Origin of the sequence: Actinomyces sp. oral taxon 175 str. F0384 (assembly GCF_000223355.1) — a bacterium.
Taxonomy (GTDB): domain Bacteria; phylum Actinomycetota; class Actinomycetes; order Actinomycetales; family Actinomycetaceae; genus Actinomyces; species Actinomyces oris.
Genome location: NZ_AFUR01000001.1, coordinates 1,039,146 through 1,062,523, shown reverse-complemented (window position 1 = coordinate 1,062,523; position 23,378 = coordinate 1,039,146). Strand labels below are relative to the sequence as shown.

21 protein-coding genes are annotated in these 23,378 nt (G+C 70.3%); 7 read left to right on the top strand and 14 right to left on the bottom strand.

What is annotated here, in order from left to right; all coding sequences use genetic code 11:
* Positions 1-26: 26 nt before the first annotated feature.
* Positions 27-908: a 1-acyl-sn-glycerol-3-phosphate acyltransferase gene (locus HMPREF9058_RS04440; RefSeq protein ID WP_009405632.1), complete on the bottom strand. Its 882-nt coding sequence runs from the start codon at positions 906-908 to the stop codon at positions 27-29.
* Between the two features lie 188 nt (positions 909-1,096).
* Here HMPREF9058_RS04440 and HMPREF9058_RS04435 point away from each other — a divergent pair, with 188 nt between their 5' ends.
* Complete coding sequence (locus HMPREF9058_RS04435; protein ID WP_302621218.1) at positions 1,097-2,755, top strand: DEDD exonuclease domain-containing protein; 1,659 nt, start codon at positions 1,097-1,099, stop codon at positions 2,753-2,755.
* Positions 2,756-2,817: 62 nt separating this feature from the next.
* Here HMPREF9058_RS04435 and HMPREF9058_RS04430 read toward each other — a convergent pair whose 3' ends face one another.
* A complete protein-coding gene (locus HMPREF9058_RS04430; RefSeq protein WP_004565060.1) occupies positions 2,818-3,261 on the bottom strand; it encodes a hypothetical protein in 444 nt (147 codons plus the stop codon).
* Between the two features lie 180 nt (positions 3,262-3,441).
* Here HMPREF9058_RS04430 and HMPREF9058_RS04425 point away from each other — a divergent pair, with 180 nt between their 5' ends.
* Positions 3,442-4,065, top strand: coding sequence for a superoxide dismutase (locus HMPREF9058_RS04425; protein ID WP_009405978.1), 624 nt, complete (start codon positions 3,442-3,444; stop codon positions 4,063-4,065).
* Positions 4,066-4,168: 103 nt separating this feature from the next.
* Here HMPREF9058_RS04425 and HMPREF9058_RS04420 read toward each other — a convergent pair whose 3' ends face one another.
* The 4 genes from HMPREF9058_RS04420 to HMPREF9058_RS04405 all read right to left on the bottom strand — a co-directional run bounded on the left by HMPREF9058_RS04420 (position 4,169) and on the right by HMPREF9058_RS04405 (position 8,193).
* On the bottom strand, positions 4,169-5,161 hold the full coding sequence (locus tag HMPREF9058_RS04420; protein WP_009747643.1) for an FKBP-type peptidyl-prolyl cis-trans isomerase: 993 nt from the start codon (positions 5,159-5,161) through the stop codon (positions 4,169-4,171).
* Positions 5,162-5,201: 40 nt separating this feature from the next.
* Positions 5,202-5,594 (bottom strand): iron-sulfur cluster assembly accessory protein, encoded by a 393-nt coding sequence (locus tag HMPREF9058_RS04415; protein ID WP_009406122.1) that lies wholly within the window; start codon positions 5,592-5,594, stop codon positions 5,202-5,204.
* A gap of 235 nt (positions 5,595-5,829) precedes the next feature.
* Complete coding sequence (locus HMPREF9058_RS04410) at positions 5,830-7,488, bottom strand: ABC-F family ATP-binding cassette domain-containing protein (RefSeq protein ID WP_009406380.1); 1,659 nt, start codon at positions 7,486-7,488, stop codon at positions 5,830-5,832.
* Between the two features lie 48 nt (positions 7,489-7,536).
* Positions 7,537-8,193 (bottom strand): hypothetical protein, encoded by a 657-nt coding sequence (locus HMPREF9058_RS04405; RefSeq protein WP_009405424.1) that lies wholly within the window; start codon positions 8,191-8,193, stop codon positions 7,537-7,539.
* A 375-nt stretch (positions 8,194-8,568) separates the two neighbouring features.
* Between HMPREF9058_RS04405 and HMPREF9058_RS04400 the strand changes: the two genes are divergently transcribed.
* Entirely contained in the window at positions 8,569-10,698 is a 2,130-nt protein-coding gene (locus HMPREF9058_RS04400; RefSeq protein ID WP_009406419.1) for a glucose PTS transporter subunit IIA, read from the top strand.
* 142 nt (positions 10,699-10,840) lie between these two features.
* On the opposite strand, the gene HMPREF9058_RS04395 is transcribed toward HMPREF9058_RS04400, so the two are convergent.
* From HMPREF9058_RS04395 to HMPREF9058_RS04380, 4 genes are all read right to left on the bottom strand, one after another.
* The gene (locus tag HMPREF9058_RS04395) at positions 10,841-11,701 is read right to left on the bottom strand and encodes an RNA methyltransferase (RefSeq protein WP_009405563.1); all 861 of its coding nucleotides are present in this window, start codon (positions 11,699-11,701) and stop codon (positions 10,841-10,843) included.
* A gap of 148 nt (positions 11,702-11,849) precedes the next feature.
* Positions 11,850-13,148: an SPFH domain-containing protein gene (locus HMPREF9058_RS04390; protein WP_009747407.1), complete on the bottom strand. Its 1,299-nt coding sequence runs from the start codon at positions 13,146-13,148 to the stop codon at positions 11,850-11,852.
* Positions 13,149-13,209: 61 nt separating this feature from the next.
* Entirely contained in the window at positions 13,210-13,677 is a 468-nt protein-coding gene (locus HMPREF9058_RS04385) for an NfeD family protein (RefSeq protein ID WP_009405873.1), read from the bottom strand.
* A gap of 106 nt (positions 13,678-13,783) precedes the next feature.
* The gene (locus tag HMPREF9058_RS04380; protein WP_009747513.1) at positions 13,784-14,605 is read right to left on the bottom strand and encodes an ABC transporter ATP-binding protein; all 822 of its coding nucleotides are present in this window, start codon (positions 14,603-14,605) and stop codon (positions 13,784-13,786) included.
* Positions 14,606-14,726: 121 nt separating this feature from the next.
* Here HMPREF9058_RS04380 and HMPREF9058_RS04375 point away from each other — a divergent pair, with 121 nt between their 5' ends.
* A complete protein-coding gene (locus HMPREF9058_RS04375; RefSeq protein ID WP_009406037.1) occupies positions 14,727-15,464 on the top strand; it encodes a hypothetical protein in 738 nt (245 codons plus the stop codon).
* Between the two features lie 57 nt (positions 15,465-15,521).
* Here HMPREF9058_RS04375 and glgA read toward each other — a convergent pair whose 3' ends face one another.
* Positions 15,522-16,751 carry a glycogen synthase gene (gene glgA / locus HMPREF9058_RS04370; protein WP_009405790.1) on the bottom strand — a complete coding sequence of 410 codons (1,230 nt, stop codon included), beginning with the start codon at positions 16,749-16,751 and terminating at the stop codon, positions 15,522-15,524.
* 349 nt (positions 16,752-17,100) lie between these two features.
* Here glgA and glgC point away from each other — a divergent pair, with 349 nt between their 5' ends.
* Together glgC and serB are read left to right on the top strand one after the other, a co-directional pair.
* Entirely contained in the window at positions 17,101-18,345 is a 1,245-nt protein-coding gene (gene glgC / locus HMPREF9058_RS04365; RefSeq protein WP_009405418.1) for a glucose-1-phosphate adenylyltransferase, read from the top strand.
* A gap of 97 nt (positions 18,346-18,442) precedes the next feature.
* On the top strand, positions 18,443-19,153 hold the full coding sequence (gene serB / locus HMPREF9058_RS04360; RefSeq protein WP_009406420.1) for a phosphoserine phosphatase SerB: 711 nt from the start codon (positions 18,443-18,445) through the stop codon (positions 19,151-19,153).
* Between the two features lie 28 nt (positions 19,154-19,181).
* Here the strand turns inward: serB and HMPREF9058_RS04355 are convergent, their stop codons facing one another.
* Together HMPREF9058_RS04355 and HMPREF9058_RS04350 are read right to left on the bottom strand one after the other, a co-directional pair.
* Positions 19,182-19,682, bottom strand: a complete 501-nt coding sequence (locus tag HMPREF9058_RS04355) for a histidine phosphatase family protein (RefSeq protein WP_009406005.1) — start codon at positions 19,680-19,682, stop codon at positions 19,182-19,184.
* Between the two features lie 85 nt (positions 19,683-19,767).
* Complete coding sequence (locus HMPREF9058_RS04350) at positions 19,768-20,496, bottom strand: SDR family oxidoreductase (RefSeq protein ID WP_020991560.1); 729 nt, start codon at positions 20,494-20,496, stop codon at positions 19,768-19,770.
* 181 nt (positions 20,497-20,677) lie between these two features.
* Between HMPREF9058_RS04350 and dusB the strand changes: the two genes are divergently transcribed.
* The gene (gene dusB, locus HMPREF9058_RS04345) at positions 20,678-21,976 is read left to right on the top strand and encodes a tRNA dihydrouridine synthase DusB (protein WP_043537630.1); all 1,299 of its coding nucleotides are present in this window, start codon (positions 20,678-20,680) and stop codon (positions 21,974-21,976) included.
* 45 nt (positions 21,977-22,021) lie between these two features.
* On the opposite strand, the gene HMPREF9058_RS04340 is transcribed toward dusB, so the two are convergent.
* Positions 22,022-23,350, bottom strand: coding sequence for a YibE/F family protein (locus HMPREF9058_RS04340; RefSeq protein ID WP_254654056.1), 1,329 nt, complete (start codon positions 23,348-23,350; stop codon positions 22,022-22,024).
* Positions 23,351-23,378 lie beyond the last annotated feature (28 nt).

Below are 23,378 nucleotides of genomic sequence, written 5' to 3'. Positions count from 1 at the left end.
CAGGAGCGCGAGCGCGATTCCGCACTCTAGCCTTCGGCGCTGGACTCGGCCTCGTCGTCGGAGGCCTTGTCCTTCTTCTTGTCCTTGCCGCTCTTGTCCTCGGGCGGCTCGGGCACGGAGACCTCGGGGGCGGGGCGGCCACCGGGTGCGGCCACGGGGGCGGCCGAGGGACGGGCCTGCGCCTGTGCGGCGAGCATCTCGGTGACGACCTCATCGGCGGTCTTCTTTTCCGAGTCCATGGCCTTCTTGACGTCGGCGGCGTAGAGGTCCACGTACTCCTGGCCGGAGAGGGCCATGAGGGCATACATGATCTCATCAGTGATGGAGCGCAGCACGAAGCGGTCGTTCTCCAGGCCCTTGTAGCGGGAGAAGTCCAGCGGCTCGCCGATGACGATGCCCACGCGGTGGCGGGTGGAGGGGATGGACTTGCCGATCGGCTGAGCCAGGTTGGAGCCGATCATCGCCACGGGCACCACGGGGGCTCCGGTGGCCAGGGCGATGCGGGCCACGCCGGTCTTACCGCGGTAGAGGCGCCCGTCGGGGCTGCGCGTGCCCTCGGGGTAGATGCCGAAGAGCTGCCCCGAGCGCAGGCGGTCGATGCCGGCCTGGAGCGCCGCCTGGGAGGCCTTGCCGCCGGAGCGGTCCACGGGGATCGTGCCCACGGTCTTCATGAAGTTCTTCACCGCCCAGCCCTTGACGCCCTTGCCGGTGAAGTAGTCGGCCTTGCCGATGAAGGCGACCTCGCGGTCCACCAGCAGCGGCAGGAAGAAGGAGTCGATGACCGCCAGGTGGTTGGAGGCCAGGATCGCCGCGCCCTCGGCGGGAATGTTCTCCTCGCCGCGGATCCAGGGCTGGTAGAGCATCTCCAGGGCCGGGCCGACTGTTGCCTTGATGGGTCCGTATCCCACGCGGGGCCTCCTGTGAACTGCTGGCTGGGCGGCCACCACACGGTCCTGCACCATCGGAGACGGACGGCACCGGAGCCGGCGGTGCCGCTCGGGTATGGGGTGATTCTAGGGTGCTTCCCACCCTGCTCGCACCGACTTCCCGACTGCCGGCGAGGATGCATGTCACTGCCATCCTCTAGCCTGCGACCGTGAGCACCATCGGGACCCAGGTGTCCTTCGCCGACATGGGCACGCCCCTGGAGCGGGCGACCTTCGTCGTGGTGGACCTGGAGACCACCGGCGGGGCGCCGGGCGCTCGCTCTCTGACCGAGATCGGGGCCGTCAAGGTGCGCGGCGGACAGGTGCTGGCGGAGTTCTCCACCCTGGTCAACCCCGGCGTCGCCATCCCCGCCCAGATCACCATGCTCACCGGCATCACGAACGCCATGGTGGCAGGCGCCCCCGGCGTACGCACCTGCGTGGAGACCTTCCTGGACTGGGCGGACCTAATGGCCGACGACGTCGTCCTCGTGGCCCACAACGCCCGCTTCGACGTCGGTCACCTGCGTGGCGCCGCGGCGGCCCTGGGCCTGGAGTGGCCCGAGCCCCGCGTGCTGGACACCCTGGCGCTGGCTCGCAAGGTCTGGACCCGCAGCGAGGTGCCCAACCACAAGCTGGGGACGCTGGCCGCCTTCGTGGGCTCCCAGATCCGTCCCACGCACCGGGCCCTGGATGACGCGCGCGCCACCGTGGACGTGCTGCACGGCGCCCTGGAGGTCATGGCGCCACTGGGCGTCACGCACCTGGAGGACCTGGCCACCGCCTCGGACCCGGTTCCGGCCAAGCGCCGGGCCAAGAGCCGCCTGGCTGACGCCCTGCCCAGCGGCCCTGGCGTCTACCAGTTCCGCTCGGCGGCGGACCAGGTGCTCTACGTGGGCAGCGCCGTGGACCTCAGGCGCCGGGTGCGCTCCTACTTCACCGCCGCGGAGAAACGCCGCCAGGTCGCCCAGATGCTGGACACCACCGTGAGCGTGCGGCACATCGCCACACCCACGCTCATTGAGGCGCGGGTGCGCGAGCTGCGGATGATCGCCGAGCTCGACCCGCCGGTCAACCGCCGCTCCCGGGCCCCGCGGCGCCGGCCCTGGCTCCACCTGGCCCAGGGCTCGGGCCCGGGGGCCGAGCCGCGGTTGGCGCTGACCACCGTGCTGCCCACGGAGGAAGTCGGCCATGCGGTGGGCCCCTTCGCCTCACGTGGCAGGGGCCAGGAGGCCCTGCGCGCCGCTGAGTCGGTGCTGCGTCTGGGCCGCTGGGACGGGCGCGAGCTGCGGCGGGTACGCCGCGACGACGTCCCGGCTGAGCCGGCCGAGGTGCTGGCCTGTCTGTCGGGCGAGGTCGACCTGGTGGCCTCTCCCCTGCTGGAGCGCATCACGGAACTGTCCCGGGCCGAGCGCTACGAGGAGGCCGGGACCTGGACGGGCCGCCTGCGCTGCCTGCTGCGGGCGGTGGATCGGGCCGAGCGGGTGCGGCCCCTGCTGGCCTGCCCGCATCTCATGGCGGCCCGACGGCGAGAGGCCGGGGGCTGGGAGCTGGTGGTGGTGCGCTGGGGCGTGCTGGCCGGCTCCATGACGACCGCGCCCGGTGCCGACCCGCGCCCCGCCGTCGAGCTGCTGCGCGCCAGCGCCCGGGTCGTTGAGCGGCCCGGCCGCGTCGGTGAGGTGGCGAGCATTGAGGAGACGAGTCTGCTGGCCGACTGGGTCCTGGACGAGGGCTCCCGCATCGTGGAGGTCGACGGCGACCCCGCGGTGCTCACATGGCCGATCGGTGCGGCTGCCCGCCACCGCAAGGTCCTGGCCTCGCAGGAGTGAGGGCGCCAAGCGCGGGCCAAGCGCCCCGTGGCCGACGTCGGACGGGGGCAGCGGAGCCGAGCTCAGCCGGCGGGGGTGACGGTGCCGCGGCGGGCCGTGAGGGCTTTGGCGACGCCCTCCTGGAGGCTCAGCGGGTCCAGGGGGCGGGGCACGACGACCTCCGCCTTGGCCCAGGCGGCCAGCCAGTCGTCCTGGGGGCGGGCGGTCAGCAGGACGACGGCGGGGCGCTCGTCGAGCTCGGTGAACAGCTCGTGGGCCAGTCCCATGCCGCCGAGCTTCTTGGCCTCGGCGTCCAGGACCAGTGCGTCGAAGGGCGCCTGGCCCTCCTTCTCGCGGTCCTTGATGGCCATGCGCACGCCTTCGGCGGTGGCCGCCTCGGTCCAGCTCACCAGTGGCAGGCCCTTGGCCGGTCGGCGTCCGACACCGTCGATGACCTCCTGACGCACGGTGGCGTCGTCGGAGAAGACGAGAAGCTCGAGACGGGCGGAAGCAGCCTGGTCGGTCATAGCGGATCCTTCGTGGACGGGTACGGACGGCAGTGTTTCCGCGGTCAGTGTAATCACACGCGGGCTCCCTATCCCTCTTCCGGCGCCACGTCTAGCATGAACCTTGTTCAGGACTTCAGTCCTAACGAGCCCTGCTGAGGCGGGACTGAAGCCACCTCACCCACCGAAAGGCAGTCCTTGATGGCCGTGTACACCCTTCCCGAGCTCCCCTACGACTACGCCGCCCTGGAGCCCCACATCTCCGGCAAGATCATGGAGCTCCACCACGACAAGCACCACGCCGCCTACGTCGCCGGCGCCAACGCCGCCCTGGAGGCCCTGGCCGCCGCCCGCGAGTCCGGCGACCTGGCCGCCATCAACCTGTGGGAGAAGAACCTGGCCTTCAACCTGGGCGGCCACACCAACCACTCCATCTTCTGGAAGAACCTCTCCCCCAACGGCGGGGGCCAGCCCGAGGGCGAGCTCGCCGAGGCCATCAAGGACTCCTTCGGCTCCTTCGAGAAGTTCCAGGCGCAGTTCACCGCCACCGCCATGGGCATCCAGGGCTCGGGCTGGGCCGTGCTCGCCTACGACTCCCTCTCCGGAAAGCTCGTCACCTTCCAGCTCTTCGACCAGCAGGGCAACGTGCCCGTGGGCACCATCCCGCTGTTCATGGTGGACATGTGGGAGCACGCCTTCTACCTCGACTACCTCAACGTCAAGGCCGACTACGTCAAGGCCGTCTGGAACATCGCCAACTGGCAGGACGTCTCCGAGCGCCTGGCCGACGCCGTCGCCAAGGCCCAGGGCCTCATCGTCCGCTGACTCCGGCCGGCGGACACGCGCCGCACAGGCTTGTGGCCCGCATCCCTTCACGGGGTGCGGGCCACAAGCCTTATCGCGAGTGGTTGCCTGAGCGGCTCTGCGCTCAGATGACCTTCTCGAGGTCCATCACGAAGATGTACGCCGACTGACGCTGCCCCCCGTTGGAGTTACCGGGGGCCAGCAGCACGATCCTGGATCCCACTGGCAGCCCGGCCGCACGGATCTGTCCGGCCGGCATGGCGCTGGGGGCGTGATCCTCCCAGGTCGAGCTCCTCGTCGTGCCGTCCCACGAGGTGCGGGACATCTGCACGGCCACCGTGTCGGTCTCCTTGATCGCCTGGCCCTTGCCGCGGGCGACGACGAAGACCTCCGGCTGCAGAGGCTCCTCGGCCTTGGGGCCCGCAAGTCCGGCTGCGGGAGCACCCAGGTCCCCGGAAATCGTCACGCCTCGATCAGAGAGCTTCTTGACCTCCGCGGAGTCGACCGTGGCGTCCTTGGTGGCCGGGGTCAGCTCATCGCCCGTGACGCGAGCGGTGATGTCGACGACGAAGACGAGCGGCCCGTTCGGCGAGTTCGGGCGAGCCGGATCGGCGGTCTCTCCGTAGGCGAGCTTGCCCGGGATCGACAGCTGGACACGCTCACCGACCTTGTGCCCGGCCAGGCCGCAGGTCCATCCGGGGATGACCCCGGTCAGGCCGAAGGTAACCGGGGCGCCCTTCTTGAAGGAGGAGTCGAAAGCCTCCGTTGACCCCCACTTCCAGCCCACGTAGTTGACGGTGATGATGTCGCCCGAGGACACCGCCGGGCCTTCCGCGGCGGTGAGTGTCTTGGAGACGAGGTTGGCAGGCGCCTGCTTCCCCTCGCTCCAGGTGACGGTCGGCTCGGCCCCTGCATCACCGCCGATCGCCGGAAGGGCCTCGGAGTCGGTCTCGATCGTCCCGGCCTCCTGAGCACAGTTGATGATCGAGGGGGTCAGGGTCGGGGACGCCTGGGCCGACGGCGTGGCGGAGGCGTTCTTGGACGACCCCGAGCAACCGGCCAGCGTGAGGCAGGCGGCCGCGGCCAGGGCCGTCAGGGTCAGGGATGTGCGGCGCACATGAGCTCCTTGAGTGAGGGAGGGGCCTGCGCGGGAGGGATCAGTGGAAGGACTCGCCGCAGGCGCAGCTTCCGGCGGCGTTGGGGTTGTCGATGGTGAAGCCCTGCTTCTCGATGGTGTCGGCGAAGTCGATGGTGGCGCCCGACAGGTAGGGCACGCTCATGCGGTCGACAACCACCTCAACGCTAGCCATCTCGCCGCTGCCCGTGGGGAAGGCGCGCACGGCGTCGCCGTCCAGGAGACGCTCGTCGAAGTAGAGCTGGTAGACCAGTCCGGAGCAGCCGCCGGGCTGGACGGCCACGCGCAGGCGCAGGTCGTCGCGCCCCTCCTGGGCCAGGAGGCTGGCGACCTTCGCGGCGGCGGTCTCGGTGAGGATGACCTCGTGCTCGGGGGTCTGGGTATCGGTGGTCTCGGTCAGGGTGGTCTCTGCCATGGTCATCTCCTGGTCTGGTGTGCCTACGTTCGTCTGCGGCGCCTCGTGCGGAGCCGCTGAAGGTCCTGCGGTGGCTCTCGTGACGAGCACCGGAAGGATCCACTGGAGCCAACGCTCCAGCTCGATGCCTTGTTCCTGGTGACAACCCTACGCGGTCCGCACCGCAGAGCCGTGGTGAGGGGACTCACTGTGTCCGACGGCGTCGCACCCGGGTCGGGAGGGAGCGGTCTGCCCCTCAGGCCAGGGCCACCAGCTCGAGGTACTCCGGCCCCCACAGGTCCTCGTCGCCGTCGGGCAGCAGGAGGACCCGGTCGGGGTTGAGGGCCTCGACGGCGCCCTCGTCGTGGGTGACCAGGACGACGGCGCCGGCGAAGGTGCCCAGAGCCCCGAGGATCTCCTCGCGGCTGGCGGGGTCGAGGTTGTTCGTCGGCTCGTCGAGCAGGAGGACGTTGGCACTGGAGACCACGAGCATGGCCAGGGCCAGGCGGGTCTTCTCCCCGCCGGACAGGACCCGTGCGGGCTTGTCGGCGTCCGCGCCCGAGAAGAGGAAGGAGCCCAGGACGCTGCGCACCTGGGTGTCGTCCATGCCGGGGGCGGCGCGGCGCAGGTTCTCCACGACGCTCGCCGCGGTGTCGATGGTCTCGTGCTCCTGGGCGTAGTAGCCGATCTTGAGGCCGTGGCCGGGGATGACTTCTCCGGAGTCGGGCTCCTCCACCCCGCCGAGCAGGCGCAGGAGCGTGGTCTTGCCGGCGCCGTTGAGGCCCAGGACCACGACCCGGCTGCCTCGGTCGATGGCCAGGTCGACGCCGGCGAAGACCTCCAGTGAGCCGTAGGCCTTGGACAGCCCGGAGGCGCGCAGTGGGGTCTTGCCGCAGGGGGCGGGGTCGGGGAAGCGCAGGTGGGCGACCTTCTCCACAGCCGCCTCGTCCTCCAGGTCGGCCATGAGACGCTCGGCCCGCTTGAGCATCTGCTGGGCGGCCACGGCCTTGGTGGCCTTGGCCCGCATCTTCTCCCCCTGGGCGCGCAGGGCGGCGGCCTTCTTCTCCGCATTGGCGCGCTCCCGACGGCGCCGGTGCTCGTCGTCGGCGCGCTGCTTGAGGTAGGCGTCCCAGCCCAGGTGGTAGACGTCGAGGACCCCGCGACCGGCGTCGAGGTACATGACCTGGTTGACGGTGTCGCGCAGGAGCTCGACGTCGTGGCTGATGACGATGAAGCCCCCGGCGTAGGTACGCAGGTGGTCGCGCAGCCACAGGATCGAGTCGTGGTCGAGGTGGTTGGTGGGCTCATCGAGCAGGAGCGTGTCGGGCTGCTGGAACAGGACCCGGGAGAGCTCGACCCGACGGCGCTGGCCACCTGAGAGCGTGCCGATGGGCTGGTCCAGGATGCGGTCGGGCAGGCCCAGCGCGGCACTGATGCGGGCGGCCTCGGAGGCGGCGGCATAGCCGCCGGCCATGGTGAACTCGTGGTCCAGGCGCGTGTAGCGGTCCAAGGCCTTGGCCTGAGCCTCACCCTCGGTGTCGGCGATGCGCTCCTCGGCCTTGCGGATGCGGGCCAGGAGCGCGTCGATGCCGCGGGCCGAGAGGATCCGGTCACGGGCGATCTCGCTGAGGTCCCCGACCTTGGTGTCCTGGGGCAGGTAGCCCACCGAGCTCGTGCAGGTGATGGTGCCCTCGTGCTCGACGGCCTCCAGCCCGTGGCGCTCGTCGGCGTCGTTGACGGCGCGGCCGGCGCCCTGGGCCACGGAGGCGGCGGCGAGCAGCTTGGTCATCGTGGTCTTGCCGGCGCCGTTACGACCCACGAGGCCGATGCGCATCCCCTTGTCGACCCGGAAGCCGGCGTGAGCGACGAGCTGGCGAGCACCGATGCGCATGGTGAGGTCCTGGACATTAATCACGCGCGCCATCGTACGGGCCCACCGGTACTGCCCGCCGCAACGGGCCTATCAGTCCCACCACATCCACCAGCCGACCGCGCCGCCGGCCCACTCGGGCCGGGTACGCACGATGTCGTCGGGAATGCAGCCGGCGTCGAGCTCGTACCGGTCCCTGACCCGCTCCCACAGCGCGGAGCACTGGCAGTCCCGGCTGTGCTCGACGAGGACCTCGTAGCCCTGCAGGTCGGTGTCGGCGACCCACAGGGCCTCGGCGCTCAGACGCTCGTCCTCCCGCTGGGGACCGATGCCGTAGCCGCACAGGCGTACCTGCCCGTCCGCACCGGCGCAGGCGGTGAGCATCGTCTTGAGGCTCGGGGCGAGGTTCTGGCGGTCGCTCAGTGCCGCAGCCGGCAGCCGGCTCAGCAGGTCGGCCGCGGTGGCGGCGTCCATGCCGCGGAAGGGCACGTAGTCGCTCACCGGGGCGCCCCTGGCATCCAGTCGCAGCGGGCTCTCCCCCGGCAGGCAGCGCGGGGTGTCGAGCCAGGGCTCCAGTAGGCGCCACAGGCCGATGCGCACCGTCCACCCCGGTGGACCGTAGAGCCGAGGCAAGTCGGGCGCGGCGGTCGGGGCCGGGACGGGAGGCGGAGTCGTGGTGGGTGGGCGAACCGGGATGTTCGGTAGGTCCGGCGGTGCCGGCTGTGCGGCCAGGGAGGTCTGCGCGCTCATGTCGAGCTCCTTCGCTTGAGACGGGGTCGGTGTGCCTCAAGCGTGCAAAACCCGCTCCCGTGGTGCACCCACTGGCCCCAGCACCTGTGCGCACTACCCGCCTCAACTGCGCAAACACCGACCAGTGGATACCGAGATCGCGCAGATTCTCGGCCAATGTCCGTCCCGGGCCAGGTGCAGGCGCCATCCAGACGGACTGTTCCCTTTTTGTTCTGAGCCGTGAGACAGTACCCTCTTCCTCAACCACCTTTTTGCGCCCGCGCGGCGCACGAGGTGTCAGATCCCCACCACGGAGAGCGAGCCCGTCGAGGACTCGGAGCGCACCGGGGTGCAGCCACCGTCCTCGTTACCCTCGCTCAGTAGGAAAGGGCCCGAATGGCAACCACGACCTCAACCCCTGAGGCAATCCTCGACGCCGTGGGCGGCGCCGAGAACATCATCCATTTCACCCACTGCGCCACCCGACTGCGCTTCGAGCTCAAGGACGCCTCCGGCATCGACAAGGCGGCCGTCGAGGCCATCCCGGGCGTCATGGGTGCCGTTCCCCAGTCCGGGGACCGCTACCAGATCGTCATCGGTGGTGCGGTGCAGAGCGTGTACGACGAGATCAACAGCCTGCCGGCCATGAAGAACCAGGGCGGCTCCTCCGGCTCGGGCCAGTCCGACGCCGACGTCAAGGCCGCCGCCCGGGCCAAGGCCCGCGGCAAGAACGCCTACGTCGACGCCTTCTTCGAGTACCTCTCGGACTCCTTCCGTCCCCTGCTGCCGGCGCTGCTCGGCGCCTCCCTCATCATCGCGGGTGAGGCCATCTGTGAGGCCTTCGGTCTCATCAACACCCACGCGGATGCGGCGGAAAAGCCGGCCACGCTGCTGTTCGTCGACGCCATGTTCCGTGCCGTCTTCTACTTCCTGCCCATCATGGTGGCCTACAACGCCTCCAAGAAGCTCAAGATCGACCCGTGGGTCGGCACCGCGATCATGGCTGCGCTGCTGACCCCGGAGTTCGTCGACCTGGAGAAGCACCCGAGCACGACCTGCATCGACAACGCCACGATCAACTCCAAGCTGTGCACGGCGCACATTGCCGGGCTGCCCATGCAGCTCAACGGCTACGGCGGCCAGGTCTTCGTCCCCCTCATGATGGTGGCCATCCTGGCCCTGGTCTACAAGGGGCTGGTCAAGGTCGTTCCGACCAACGTGCAGATGGTCTTCGTGCCCTTCCTGTCCTTCGTCATCATGATGCCGGTGACCGCCTTCCTCATCGGTCCGCTGGGTATCTGGATCGGTACCGGCCTGGGCACGGCCCTGTTCTGGCTGAACTCCCACGCCCCGATCATCTTCGCGATCCTCATCCCCATGGTCTACCCCTTCCTGGTGCCGCTGGGCCTTCACTGGCCGCTCAACGCCCTCATGCTGGCCAACATCGCCTCCGCGGCCACGAACCACACCGACTTCATCCAGGGGCCCATGGGCGCCTGGAACTTCGCCTGCTTCGGCGCCACCGCGGCCGTCCTCGTGTGGTCCTTCCGCGACAAGGACGATGAGATGCGCCAGACCGCCACCGGTGCCCTCTTCGCCGGTCTGCTCGGTGGTATCTCCGAGCCGAGCCTCTACGGTATCCACCTACGCTTCAAGCGCATCTACCCGTTCATGCTCGTCGGCTGTGCCGTGGGCGGCCTCGTCCAGGGCATCGGCAGCATGCTGGGAGGCATCGAGGGCGTCACGACCACGACCTTCGTCTTCACCTCGCTGCTGACCATCCCGGTCTTCAACCCCATGTGGCTCTACGGCATCTCCGTCGCCGCGGCCTTCGCCACCTCCTTCTTCCTCATCGTCACCTTCGGCTACCGCACCAAGGAGGAACGGGCCGAGGCGCTCGCCGCAGCGGGCGTCACCAAGGGCGACAGCAGCACTGCCTCCGCTCCGGCCAAGGCCGCTGAGGCACCCAAGGCAAGCGCCGCTGCGGCTGCCGCTCCCGTGGAGGAGGGCGACCGGACTGCGAAGGCCCCCACCCCCAAGCCAGCTCTCGTTCCCGGTGCGGTCACTGAGATCGCCTCGCCGCTCAAGGCCACGACCATGGACCTGGACAAGGTTCCCGACCCGGTGTTCTCCTCGGGCGCCGTCGGTCAGGGCGTGGGTCTGGAGCCCCAGGGCGACATCGTCGTCACGGCTCCGGCGGACGGCACCGTCGTCGTGGCCCCGTCCTCGGGGCACGCCTTCGGCATCACCCTGGACAGCGGCGTGGAGATCCTCATCCACGTGGGTCTGGACACCGTCAACCTGGAGGGCCAGGGCTTCGACGTCAAGGTCTCACAGGGCGACCGCGTCAGCGCGGGCCAGGAGCTCGTCCGCGTGGACCGCTCCGTCATCGAGCAGGCCGGTTACCCGCTGACCACGCCGGTGCTCGTCACCAACACCGCCTCCTTCGCCTCGGTCGAGGTCGTCGGCGGCGACTCGGTGGAGCCCGGCGAGGCGCTCATCAAGGTCACCGCGCCTGAGGCCTGAGCCTGACATGACGCCGCTGACCTGATCGGCTGCAGACACAACGGTGGGGGCCGGATCCGTCCACGGACGGATCCGGCCCCCACCGTGTTTCTCGCCTGCTACTCGTCCGGCGCGAACCTGCGGCACCGGGCTGCGGTCCGGGTCAGGGCAGACGCAGCGCCCAGAAGGCCACGGCGGCCGCGGCCGCCACGTTGAGAGAGTCCACTCCCCCGGCCATGGGGATGCGCACCACCTCGTCGGCCGCGGTGATGGTCCGGTGGGACAGCCCGTCCCCCTCCGTGCCCAGGACGACGGCGACCCGCGAGTCCGGGGCCGTACAGGCCGCTGAGGCCGCAAACTCATCCAGTGCCACGGAGGTGTCCGACAGTGCCAGGGCGGCCACGGTGAAGCCCTGCGCGTGGAGCTCGTCCATGGCGGGCCAGCGCTCGATCCGGGTCCAGGGGACCTGGAAGACGGTGCCCATGGAGACGCGCACGCTGCGCCGGTAGAGGGGGTCCGCGCAGCGCGGAGTGACCAGGACGGCGTCGATCCCCAGGGCGGCCGCGCTGCGGAAGGCGGCTCCCACGTTCGTGTGGTCCACCAGGTCCTCCAGGATCGCGACCCGCCTGGCCCCCGCTCCCCCGCGGGCGGCCGCAAGCAGCTCGGGAACACCGGCGAGCTCGGGCCGGTTCATGGCGGCCAGGGCCCCGCGGTGCAGGTGGAATCCCGTGATGGACTCCAGGACCTCCTCGGGGGCGACGAACACGGGGACCTCACCGCCGTCGTCGCTGCCTGCGCAGCCGGCCGCGGAGGCGATGACCGGGCGCATCTCCTCCAGGTGGCGCGGGGCCATGAGGAAGGAGCGCGGGGCGTGCCCGGCGGCCACGGCGCGCGTGATGACCTTGGAGGACTCGGCCATGTACAGCCCCCGCTGGGTCTCCAGGCGACGGCGCAGCGCCACGTCCGTCAGCCTGGTGTAGTCCGCCAGGCGCTCGTCGGCGCCGTCGGCCAGCTCAATAATCATCGCGTCGTCACCTTCTGGGGCTTTCCCCGCTCAGTACAGCAGTACGGCGGGAAGAATAGGCCGATCATCGTGGATCGCCCACTCCTCCCGCCGCAGCGAGTATCCCCGGGCCCTCGTCAGGTCCCCCGGGAGTGTGAGGGCAGTCGGCTCAGGCTCCGTAGGGGCCCTGGGGCGCGCCGGGAGGCGTGCCGTAGCCGGGCTGGGCCTGGATGCCGTAACCACCGCGAGGGGGTACGGAACCGGGCTGGGCCTCCTCAGGGTCGGACACGTGGCTGCTGTGCGCGGCGTGAGACCCCTCGACGCCGTCGGAGGTCGGAACGCTCACCGTGGCCTCGCCGTCGGCCTCATCCGCGGGAGCCTTCGGGGAGACGCCTGCCTTGGGTGCGGGCTCCTCACTGGCCTCCTGAGAGGCCGACTCGACCTCACCACGGGCCTGGGCGAGGGCCTCCTCGGGGGCCTGGAGACTGGTGCTGGCCAGATCCGAGGCGATCCCCAGGTCGAGCTCGCTGCCCGAGAGGTCGACACCGGGACGGGCGGCGTCGTCGTCGGAGTCGTCCGAGCCGCTGGGACCACCGTCCTTGCCACCGCCCAGGGCGCCGGCGATGCCGTCGAGCGCCGCCGTGAACTCCGTGGGCACGATCCACATCTTGGAGGAGGAGCCGTTGGCGATCTTGGGCAGGGTCTGGAGGTACTGGTAGGCCAGCAGCTTGGAGTCGGCGTTACCACGGTGGATGGCGTCGAAGACCTGAAGGATGGCGCGCGACTCACCCTGCGCCTTGAGGATCGCGGACTGCGCCTGGCCCTCGGCGCGCAGGATCGCGGACTGCTTGTCACCCTCGGCCGTGAGGATCTGGGACTGCTTGACACCCTCAGCGGTCAGGATCGCGGCGCGGCGGTCACGCTCGGCGCGCATCTGCTGCTCCATGGAGCCCTGGATGGAGGCCGGCGGGTCGATGGACTTCAGCTCCACGCTGTTGACGCGGATTCCCCAGCGGCCGGTGGCCTGGTCCAGGACGCCGCGCAGCTGGCCGTTGATCTGGTCGCGGCTGGTCAGCGTCTGCTCCAGGTCCATGGAGCCGACGACGTTGCGCAGCGTGGTGACCGTCAGCTGCTCAATGGCCTGCAGGTAGTTGGAGATCTCGTAGGTGGCGCGCATGGGGTCGGTGATCTGGTAGTAGACCACCGAGTCGATGCTCACGACGAGGTTGTCGGAGGTGATGACGGGCTGAGGCGGGAAGGAGACGACCTGCTCACGCAGGTCCATGATGTTGCGCACCCGGTCGATGAAGGGCACCAGGAAGTGCATTCCGGCGCCGTAGGCCGCCTGGAAGCGCCCCAGGCGCTCAACGATGATCGCAGTGCTCTGCTTGACGATCCGCACCGCCCGGAAGATGGCGACGATGACCAGGACGGCCACGAGAAGCAAGATGATGGAGACGAAGGGCACGAGGTTCCTCCTGCAGGGGTTGAACGGGTGGTCAGAACGGTTAGGGCAGGCGCGGGCGGCGTCAGGACGCGGGGGCGGTGGTGGAGGTCGTCACCGGGGCGACCACGGCCACGGCCCCGTCGATCTGGGCCACGGTCACACTCACCCCGGCCTCCAGACGGGTGAGGCCTCCCTGGACGGCGGGAGCCAGGCGGGCGCTCCACTCCTCACCGCCCAGGCGCACCCGCCCACCCTCACTGTCAACAGGAGTAATGGTCACGGCAGACCGACCGATGAGGGCCTCGACGTTGGTCTTCATCTGCGGCGTGGCGGCGGCCAGGCGACGCTTGGCCCAGGGGCGCACGGCGAAGAGAAGCAGGGTGGAGACGCAGGCGAAGACCACGACCTGCGCCCACACGGGCCCGCCGAGGAAGGATGTCAGCCCTCCTCCCAGCGCACCTCCGGCGATCATGAGGAAGGTGAGATCCGCTGTCATCGTCTCGATGACGACGAGGAGCAGCGCCCCTGCGACCCAGAACAGCCATTCCATGAGAACCTCCTGATGAACGCGGTCGGTGAGTATGTGGTCGGGTACCGGTCAGGGACGATCAGGGATCGATGCGGCCCGAATCGGCCTTCCCGCCCGGAACCGGTGGTCAGCCCCTGGCCTCGGCGACACGCCTGCCGTGGCCGGCCGGGAGCCCCCTGGCCGCGTAGCGACCGCGGTCGTAGGTGACCTCCAGCGGCATACCGAAGGTCGTGCTGATCGTGTCCGCGGTGAGGACATCCTGAAGCGGGCCGGAGCCCACCACCTTCCCCTCACGCAGCGTGAGCGCGTGGGTGAAGCCCTCCGGGATCTCCTCCAGGTGGTGGGTCACCAGGACCATGGAGGGCGAATCGGGCGAGGAGATGATCTCGGTGAGCGCAGCCAGGAGCTGCTCACGGCCAGCCAGGTCCAGCCCCGAGGCAGGCTCGTCGAGGAAGAGCATCTCCGGGTCCGGCATCAGAGCGCGAGCCAGCTCGACGCGCTTGCGCTCCCCCGATGACAGCGTTCCCCACGACCGGTCGACCAGGTGAGCAGCCCCCAGGGCGCCCAGCAGGGCGTGAGCGCGCTCGAGGTCGAAGTCGTCGTACTCCTCGCGCCAGCGCCCAATGCGCCCATAGGAGGCCGACAGGACCACGCCGAGCACCTTCTCGCCGTTCTGGACGTTGGCGGCCAGGGCCGAGGACAACAGGCCGATACGGGGATGGAGCTCGGAGACGTCCACGCGCCCGAGCCGCTCGGAGAGGATGTCGACCGTGCCGGAGGAGGGGAAGAGCCTGGCCGAGGCGATCCTGGCGATCGTGGTCTTGCCCGCGCCGTTGGATCCCAGCAGCACCCAGTGCTGCCCCTCGTCCACGGTCCAGCTGACATGACTGAGGATCTGGTGGCTGCCGCGGTGCAGTGAGACGTCGTCGAGGTGGAGGACACTGGTCATGAGGTGATCCTATCGTGACGGTGAGTTCACACAGGGAAGATGCGCGACGAGAGCCGCGCCCCACATGGTGACCGCTCCCCTTCGGGGCTCGCCCCACCACTATTCACTATGGTTGGCCCCCATGGATCCCCTCAACCCGCCGGTCAGCATCATGCTGGCCCTGTGGGCGCCATCGCCCTCCTCCCACGGCCTGTCGCTCGTTGAAGGCCCCGACGGCGTCCATGACGTCATCGGCAGCGTCGTCACCGGGGGCTCGGGCACACCGACTGCTGCCGCCGACGGTCCAGGACGCGTCAGCCTGGAACGGTGGCTCGCCTCCGCCCGCCCCCTGAGTCGGGTGAGCGCGGTCCTGCCCTCACCGGCCGGCGGCACCGGCACCTGGGGGCTCCTGCCCGACATCGAGGAGGGCGTCATCCTGGAGGGGGCAGCCGGCCGGGTGCTGCTGGTTCCTGAGGACTCCGGCACCTCGGTGTCCTGGCACGCCGAGCCTCTCAGTTCCCCGCTGCCTCCGCTGGATGCGGCGCACGCTCGCAGGCAGGTGCACGCCGCCACCGAGGAGGCCATCGAGGCGCTCATCGAGCTCGACCTGGCCCGCGAGCGCCCGGAGATGGCCGACGCCCTCAACGACCTGCTCACCGCGGTGGTGGATCCGCGCCTCGTCCCGCCGTGGCTGGCGCGCCGTGATCGGGAGCTGTTGGAGCGCTCCTTGCGCCTGGCGGGGATGTGCGAGCTGGCCCTGGACGACGACGGTGCGGCCACGACCGCCCTGCAGGCGCAGCGGCGGGCCGACGTCCTGCGCCCGCTGCTGGCGGTGGCGCGTCACGGTGCCGCTGCGGCCACCGAGTGGTGGGCCCGGTAGAGGGGGCGCACCACTCGGTGGCGTATCGGTGGGGTCACCGAGCGGGAGCCGTCCCGTTCACCCCTGGCCCAGCACCCAGTTGTAGACGTCCATGGTGCGCTGAGCGATGGCCTGCCAGGCGAAGTGCTCCTCGACGCGGCGTCGGGCGGCCTGCCCCATGACCTTGGCCGCCTCGGTGTCGGTGACCAGGGTGGTGAGGCGCTCGGCCAGGTCGGCCTCGAAGCGGGCCGGGTCGATGGGGGTGCCGGTGCCGTCCTGGACCTGCTCGATGGGCACGAGCAGGCCGGTCTCGCCATCGACGATGACGTCTGGGATGCCGCCGGTGGCTGAGCCGACGACCGGCAGGCCCACGGCCATGGCCTCGAGGTTGACGATGCCCAGGGGCTCGTAGACGGAGGGGCACACGAAGACGTCGGAGGCGGCCAGCACAGCGATGAGCTCGGGGCGCGGCAGCATCTCCTCGATCCAGACCACGCCGGTGCGCTTCTCGCGCAGGTGGGCCACGAGGCCCTCGACCTCGGCCTTGATCTCGGGGGTGTCGGGGGCGCCGGCGCACAGGATGACCTGGACGTCCGCGGGCAGCTGCTCGCAGGCGCGCAGCAGGTGCGGCAGGCCCTTCTGGCGGGTGATGCGTCCGACGAAGACGATGGTGGGGCGGTCGGGGTCGATGCCCAGGCGCTTGAGGGTGGCGGCGGCCTGGGCGTCGGCCTCCTGGCCCTGGGGGTGCTTCCAGGCCTCGAGGTCGATGCCGTTGTGGACGACCTTGACGCGCTCGGGGTCGACGGCGGGGTAGCAGCGCAGGATGTCCTCGCGCATGCCGTTGGAGACCGCGATGATCCCGGAGGCGGCCTCGTAGGCGGTCTTCTCCGCCCAGGAGGACAGGGCGTAGCCGCCGCCGAGCTGCTCGGCCTTCCAGGGGCGCAGGGGCTCCAGGGAGTGGGCGCTGATGACGTGGGGGACGCCGTGGAGCAGGCCGGCCAGGTGACCGGCGAGGTTGGCGTACCAGGTGTGGGAGTGGACGAGGTCGGTTCCCTCGGTGCCCTGGGCCATCTCCAGGTCGACTCCGAAGGTGCGCAGGGCGGCGTTGGCGCCGTCGAGCTCGGCAATCTCGGGATAGCCGGTGACGCCGTCGTCGGCGCCCTCGGTGCCGGGCTCGCGGGGGCCGCCGAAGGCGTGGACGCGGACGTCGGCCAGGGGGCGCAGGACCTTGGCGAGCTCGTTGACGTGGACTCCGGCGCCGCCGTAGATGAAGGGTGGGTACTCCTTGGTCAGCAGGTCGACCCTCATGGGTGTGCCTCTCCTCTGTCTGATGGATGGACTGACCGCGCCTTCCTCGGCGCAGGACGGGCGCCTGCGGTGGGGCGGGCGCCACACCCGACGTTATACGCACACGGGGCCCGGTGGGACCGTTCAGCGCCAGTGGTTTCCACCGACTCTCCTGCGAGGGGCCGGCGGCATCCGCTCCGCAGTGGAGGCGGGAATGCTCGTGCGTGAGGCGTCGGGGACCGGATCAGGACGATTCGCTCGGTGCTCCATCGCCCGGGATGATGCCTCAGGCAACGATTCGGTGGAGAACCTACCCGGAATGTGACCCATTTGGCCCCGCGGGCCCCTCGAGCAACGTAAGGTGGGCCACATGGCTCAACCTCGTGTTCTCGCAATCGTCCTCGCCGGTGGCGAGGGCAAGCGCCTCATGCCCCTGACCGTCGATCGTGCCAAGCCCGCCGTGCCCTTCGGCGGCATCTACCGCCTCATCGACTTCTCCCTGTCCAACATGATTAACTCCGGCTTCCTCAAGGTCGTGGTGCTCACCCAGTACAAGTCCCACTCGCTGGACCGTCACATCTCCAAGACGTGGCGCATGTCCGACATGCTGGGCAACTACATCGCGCCGGTGCCGGCCCAGCAGCGCGTGGGCAAGCACTGGTTCCTGGGGAGCGCCGACGCGATCTACCAGTCCCTCAACCTGCTCGACGACGAGCGGCCGGACTATGTGGTCATCACCGGCGCGGACAACATCTACCGCATGGACTTCTCCCAGATGCTGGACCACCACATCGCCTCTGGTCTGCCCTGCACCGTCGCGGGCATCCGTCAGCCCCGGTCCCTGGCGGACCAGTTCGGCGTCATCGAGACCGACCCGTCCGACCGCGGCAGGATCAAGGCCTTCGTGGAGAAGCCCAAGGAGACCCCCGGTCTGCCGGACTCCCCCGACGAGGTCCTGGCCTCGATGGGCAACTACATCATGAACTCCGACGCGCTCCTGGAGGCCGTGACGGTCGACGCCGCCGACGAGACCTCCAAGCACGACATGGGCGGCAGCATCGTGCCCTGGTTCGTCAACCAGGGGGCGGCCGGCGTCTACGACTTCAAGGACAACGACGTGCCGGGCTCCTCCGAGCGCGACCGTGACTACTGGCGCGACGTGGGTACGGTGGACGCCTTCTTCGAGGCGCACCAGGACCTCATCTCAGTGACCCCCGTGTTCAACCTGTACAACGACCGCTGGCCGCTGTTCGCCGGCTACCAGGCCGCGATGCCTCCGGCCAAGTTCGTCTACGGTCACCACGAGCGCCTGGGGCACGCGGTCGACTCGATCGTCTCGCCGGGCGTCATCGTCTCCGGTGGCGAGGTGATCTCCTCGGTCCTGTCCCCCGGTGTGCGCGTCAACTCCTGGTCCTCGGTGCGCGAGTCCGTCATCATGGACGGGGCCGAGGTGGGCCGCAACACCGTGGTCAACCGCGCGATCCTGGACAAGTACGTCAAGGTCGAGGAGGGCGCCATGGTGGGGATCGACCCCGAGCATGACCGCGAGCGGGGCTTCACTGTGACCGAGTCCGGCATCACGGTGGTGGCCAAGGGACAGATCGTCACCCGCTGACCGCAGGCTCACCGCCTTTGCAGCGCGCGCCGTCGCCCGAGTCTCCGGGCGGCGGCGCGCCGTCTTCGCCTGCCGGCTCGCCCACTAGCATGGAGCCATGAATGACACCTCTCGACACCGTGCCGGCGACTCCGCGGAGCTCAGCGGGGCGCTGAGCGAGGGCCCCTTAGTGACTGAGGGCCCCGGCCTGCTGGTCATGGACGTGGACTCCACCCTCATCGAGCAGGAGGTCATCGAGCTCATTGCCGAGCGCGCCGGGACCCGTGAGCTGGTCGCCGAGGTCACGGCCCGAGCGATGCGCGGTGAGCTGGACTTCGCGGCCTCTCTGCGCGAGCGGGTGGCGACTCTGGCCGGGGTTCCCCAGGGGGTCTTCGCAGAGGTCCTGGCCGAGGTGCGCCCCACTCAGGGCGCGGCCGAGCTCATTGAGGCGCTGCACGCGCGCGGCTGCCGGGTGGGGGTCGTCTCGGGAGGTTTCGAGGAGGTCGTGGTGCCTCTGGCCGAGCGGCTGGGCATCGACCACGTGGCGGCCAACCGCCTGGAGGTGGAGGGGGGCCGTCTCACCGGTCGGGTGCTGGGGCGGATCGTGGACCGTCAGGAGAAGGTCCGCTGCCTGATCTCCTGGGCCCGGCAGGACGGTGTGCCCATGGAGCGCACCATCGCAGTGGGTGACGGGGCCAACGACCTGGGCATGCTGGAGGCCGCGGGGCTGGGGGTGGCGTTCTGCGCCAAGCCGGTGGTCGTTGAGCAGGCCGATGCGGCCATCCACGTGCGTGACCTGCGCGCCGTCCTGCAGCTGATCGGGGGCTGACCGGCTGCGGTTTCGGGGAGCTCCGGCCTCAGTCGCGCTTGCGGGCGGTGAAGATCTCCCGGATGCGGGCGCCCTTGGGCTCCAGGTCCGCCCAGGTGCCGGGGACGTCGATGATGACGGCGGTGGCCGTGGGCACCCCGAACGAGATCTGGGAGGCCAGGTCGTCGTCGGTGTCGTGGAGGATGTGGGCGAGCACGGAGATCGTGGGCTCGTGGCCGACGACGACGACCGTCCTGGCGTCAGCACCGTCCTCGGCCAGGACCTTGAGGATGCCGTTGGGGCCCAGGTTGTAGATCTCCTCGCGCACGAGGGTGTCGGTGGGCTCGAGGCGGTCGCGGATGGGGCGGGCGGTCTCGCGGGCCCGGGCCGCCGGGGAGACCAGGAGCAGGTCGGTGGTCTCCAGGCGCTTGCGCAGCTCTTTGGCCAGCAGGCCGGCCAGGGCGGTGCCCTTGGGGGTCAGAGGACGTTCCAGGTCGGTGACGGCGTCGTGAGAGGCCTTGGAGTGTCGGACGAGCACGAGCCGGCGCATGGGATCCGTTGTCACGTCTCTACCCTACGGCAACACGGCGCTGCCCGGATACGGCTCCGACGACGTCTCGCTCCCCGCCGTGCGCCTAGCGCCCCATGCCCAGGCCGCCGTCGACGCCGAGGATCGCGCCGGTGACGTAGGCGGCCGCGGGTGAGGCCAGGAAGAGGACGGGGCCGGCGATGTCGGTGACGTCGGCGAAGCGTCCCAGGGGGATCTGCTCGAGGTAGGCGGTGCGGATGTGGTCGGGCAGGGAGGCGGTCATCGCCGTGGTGACGAAGCCGGGGGCGACGGCGTTGACGGTGATGCCGCGCGGTGCGAGCTCGCGGGCCAGGGAGCGGGTCAGCCCCTCCACACCGCCCTTGGCGGCGCCGTAGGCCGACAGGCCCACGCCTCCGCGCGCGGCGATGGCCGAGGAGACCAGGACGATGCGCCCCTTGCGGGCCCGCATCATGGCTGGTGTCACTGCGCGCACGGTGTTGAAGGTGCCGGTCAGGTCCGCGGAGATGACCTCGTCCCACATCTGGGAGGAGGTGCGGGCCGCCAGTGACTCCCGATTGATGCCGGCCGAGGCCACGAGGACCTCGATGGGGCCGTGCGCCTCGGTGGCGGCGGCCAGGGCGGCGGCCAGGGCGTCGGGGTCGGTGACGTCGGCGGCCAGGGCCAGGGCGCCGTCGGGGGCCTCACCGGAGCGGGAGATGCCCGCCACCCGGTCGCCCTGTGCCAGGAACGCCTTCGTAACCGCCTCCCCGATCCCCCGGGAGGCTCCGGTCACGACGACGGAACGTGATATCGACGGCTCGGTCTCTTCGTTCATCAGCACAAGCACACAAGGTAACGCGCATCAGCACTCACCATCAGCGATTCGTCATACGCTGATACTGATCCGTCCCTGTTACTTCCTTCACAAGTGGTCTATACCTGTGTCTGTTCCAGGTCGCAGGGCGGGGCCGGTCACGGCCCTGGCACCCGCCGTATGTCAGCATGTCGGGGTGACGATGAGTGAGACCTCCCCCCGCCTCCCCGACGCCTGCGCCTCGGGCCGCGCGCCCGCGCCGCTGCGCATCGGGCCACTGGTGGTGCCCACCCCGGTCGAGCTCGCCCCCATGGCCGGAGTCACCAACGCCTCCTTCCGCCGCCTGTGCCGAGAGATGGCTGAGGAGGCCCTGCCGGAAGCGTTGAGACCCTCTTCCCCCGGCCCGCTGCCCACGCCCGACGGCGGCCTGCTGGCCCCGGCGGGCCTGTACGTCACGGAGATGGTCACCACCCGTGCCCTGCTGGAGCGCAACGAACGCACTCTGGCAATGGTGCGCACCGACCCGGCCGAGAGGGTGCGTTCCATCCAGCTCTACGGGGTCGACCCGGCCACGGTGGGGGCCGCGGTGCGGATCCTGGTGGAGGAGGATCTGGCCGACCACATCGACTTGAACTTCGGCTGCCCGGTCCCCAAGGTGACCCGCAAGGGCGGCGGGGCGGCGCTGCCGTGGAAGCGAGACCTGCTGGCGGCGATCCTCACCGAGGCGGTGCGCGCCAGCGAGGCCGCCGTCCGCGCCGTCGGGAGGGCGCGGCAGGTGCCAGTGACCATGAAGATGCGCCTGGGCATCGACGAGGAGCACGAGACCTTCCTCGACGCCGCCCGCGCCGCCGAGAACGCCGGTATCGCCGCCGTGGCCCTGCACGCCCGCAGCGCGCGCCAGCACTACTCGGGCCAGGCTCGCTGGGAGGAGATCGCCCGGCTCAAGGAGGCCACCGACCTGCCGGTGCTCGGCAACGGGGACGTTTGGCTGGGCGACGACGCGGTGCGCATGATGGAGGCCACCGGCTGCGACGGCGTCGTCGTGGGTCGTGGCTGCCAGGGACGGCCCTGGCTGTTCGCCGACATCGTGGCGGCCATGCACGGCTCGCCGACGCGCACCCGCCCGGAACTGGACGCCGTCATCGAGGTCATCCGTCGCCACGGGCGGATGCTGGCCGAGGAGATGGGTGAGGACCGGGGGGTGCGCGACCTGCGCAAGCACGTGGGCTGGTACCTCAAGGGCTACCCGGTCGGCGGCGCGGCGCGCGCCGACCTCATGGGGATCCGGAGCCTGGACGAGCTCGACGCAGGCCTGGCACGGATGCGCTCGCGCCTGCCCGAGGTCGTGGACTACCCCGGCGACATCGTCGAGGGCCCCCGAGGGCGGGCCGGCAGCCCCAAGACTCCCCATCTTCCCGACGGCTGGCTGGACTCCCCCGCCCTGGACGCGGCCCACCGCGAGATGCTCAGCCAGGCCGAGTCCGACGTCTCCGGCGGCTAAGACGGCGGCCCGCCGGGTCCTTGAGACCGGTCATCGGCTGCTGGTCTACTCCTCGAGGACCGGCGTGACGCGACACAGGGCCGCCGCGATCGCCGTGGTCGCCGGGATCGCCAGGACCAGACCGATGGAGGAGATGAGGGTGCGCACGATCTCCTCGGCGATCTCACCCGAGAGCATCGTGTCCAGCACGGCCCGGTCCATGAGGGCGGCGGCCAGGATGAGCGGCAGCGCCGTGCCCGCGTAGGCGAAGGCCAGGGTGTAGACGGTTGAGGCGATGTGGTCCCGGCCGATCCTCATCCCGCCGGTGAACAGGCGCGTGCGCGATAGCAGCGGGTTGGCGGCGTGTAGCTCCCACACCGAGGAGGCCTGGGTGATGGTGACGTCGTTAAGGACGCCGAGCCCGGCGATGACCATGCCGCAGGTCAGCAGCGTCTGCAGATCGATATGCGTGCGCGAGGCCAGCAGACGAGCGGTCTCGTCAACATCGCCGGTCAGGTGGGCGGCGTCGGTCCCCCACAGGGCCAGCAGCACGGTCAGCACGATGCCGGCCACCGTTCCCAGCAGGGCGGTCGTGGTGCGGATGGACACGCCGTGGGCCACGTAGACGGCCGCCAGCATCATCGCCATCGATCCGACCAGGGTCACCGCCAGCGGGTGGGAGCCGGCCAGGAGCGCCGGGATCATGAAGAAGGCGAGTACGCCAGTGGCCACCAGCAGGCCCAGGACGCTCAGGACGCCCTTGCGCCCGGCCACGGCGACGACGAGCACGAGGTAGACGACCGCCAGGGCGCCGACCGGGAGCTGACGCTGGTAGTCGATGAAGGAGTAGGGGGAGCCGGACAGGATGGCCTGGGGCGAGTAGAGGACGACGAGCCGGTCGCCGGCGTGGGCGAGCTTGCGGGGCTCACCCACCAGCTGGACCGGCATGACCAGGCCCTTGCCCTCCCCCTCGGTGATGCGGGCGCACACGTGGCCCTTGGCGAACTCCTCCGGTTTGACGCCGTTGACCTCCGTCAGGGCGCCCACCGAGCTCTGACAGCCCGACAGGTCCGTGGAGGTGATGGTGGCCTTGCCCACCGAGCCGCCCTCGGCAGTGAAGGAGCGCGAGCCGATGAGTGAGCTCTTGCCGGGCCAGAGCACGAACAGCCCGACGACGGTGGCCAGGACCAGGGCGCCGACGATGGCACCGAGCACGATCCGCACCCGGCGGACCTCCCCCGCATCCAGGTCCAGGGGCCCGGAGTGGGAGTGAGTGTGACCGCTGCTGCTGTGACGGCCGTGGCCCCTGCTGTTCCGCCCCTCCTCGGCCGGCAGCTCGGGAAGGCTCTCGGTGGGGACGGACTCGTTGCTCGGGGAGGTCGAGTTGGTGCTCACCATCCCATCATGCCCGCCCCGTGCCCCT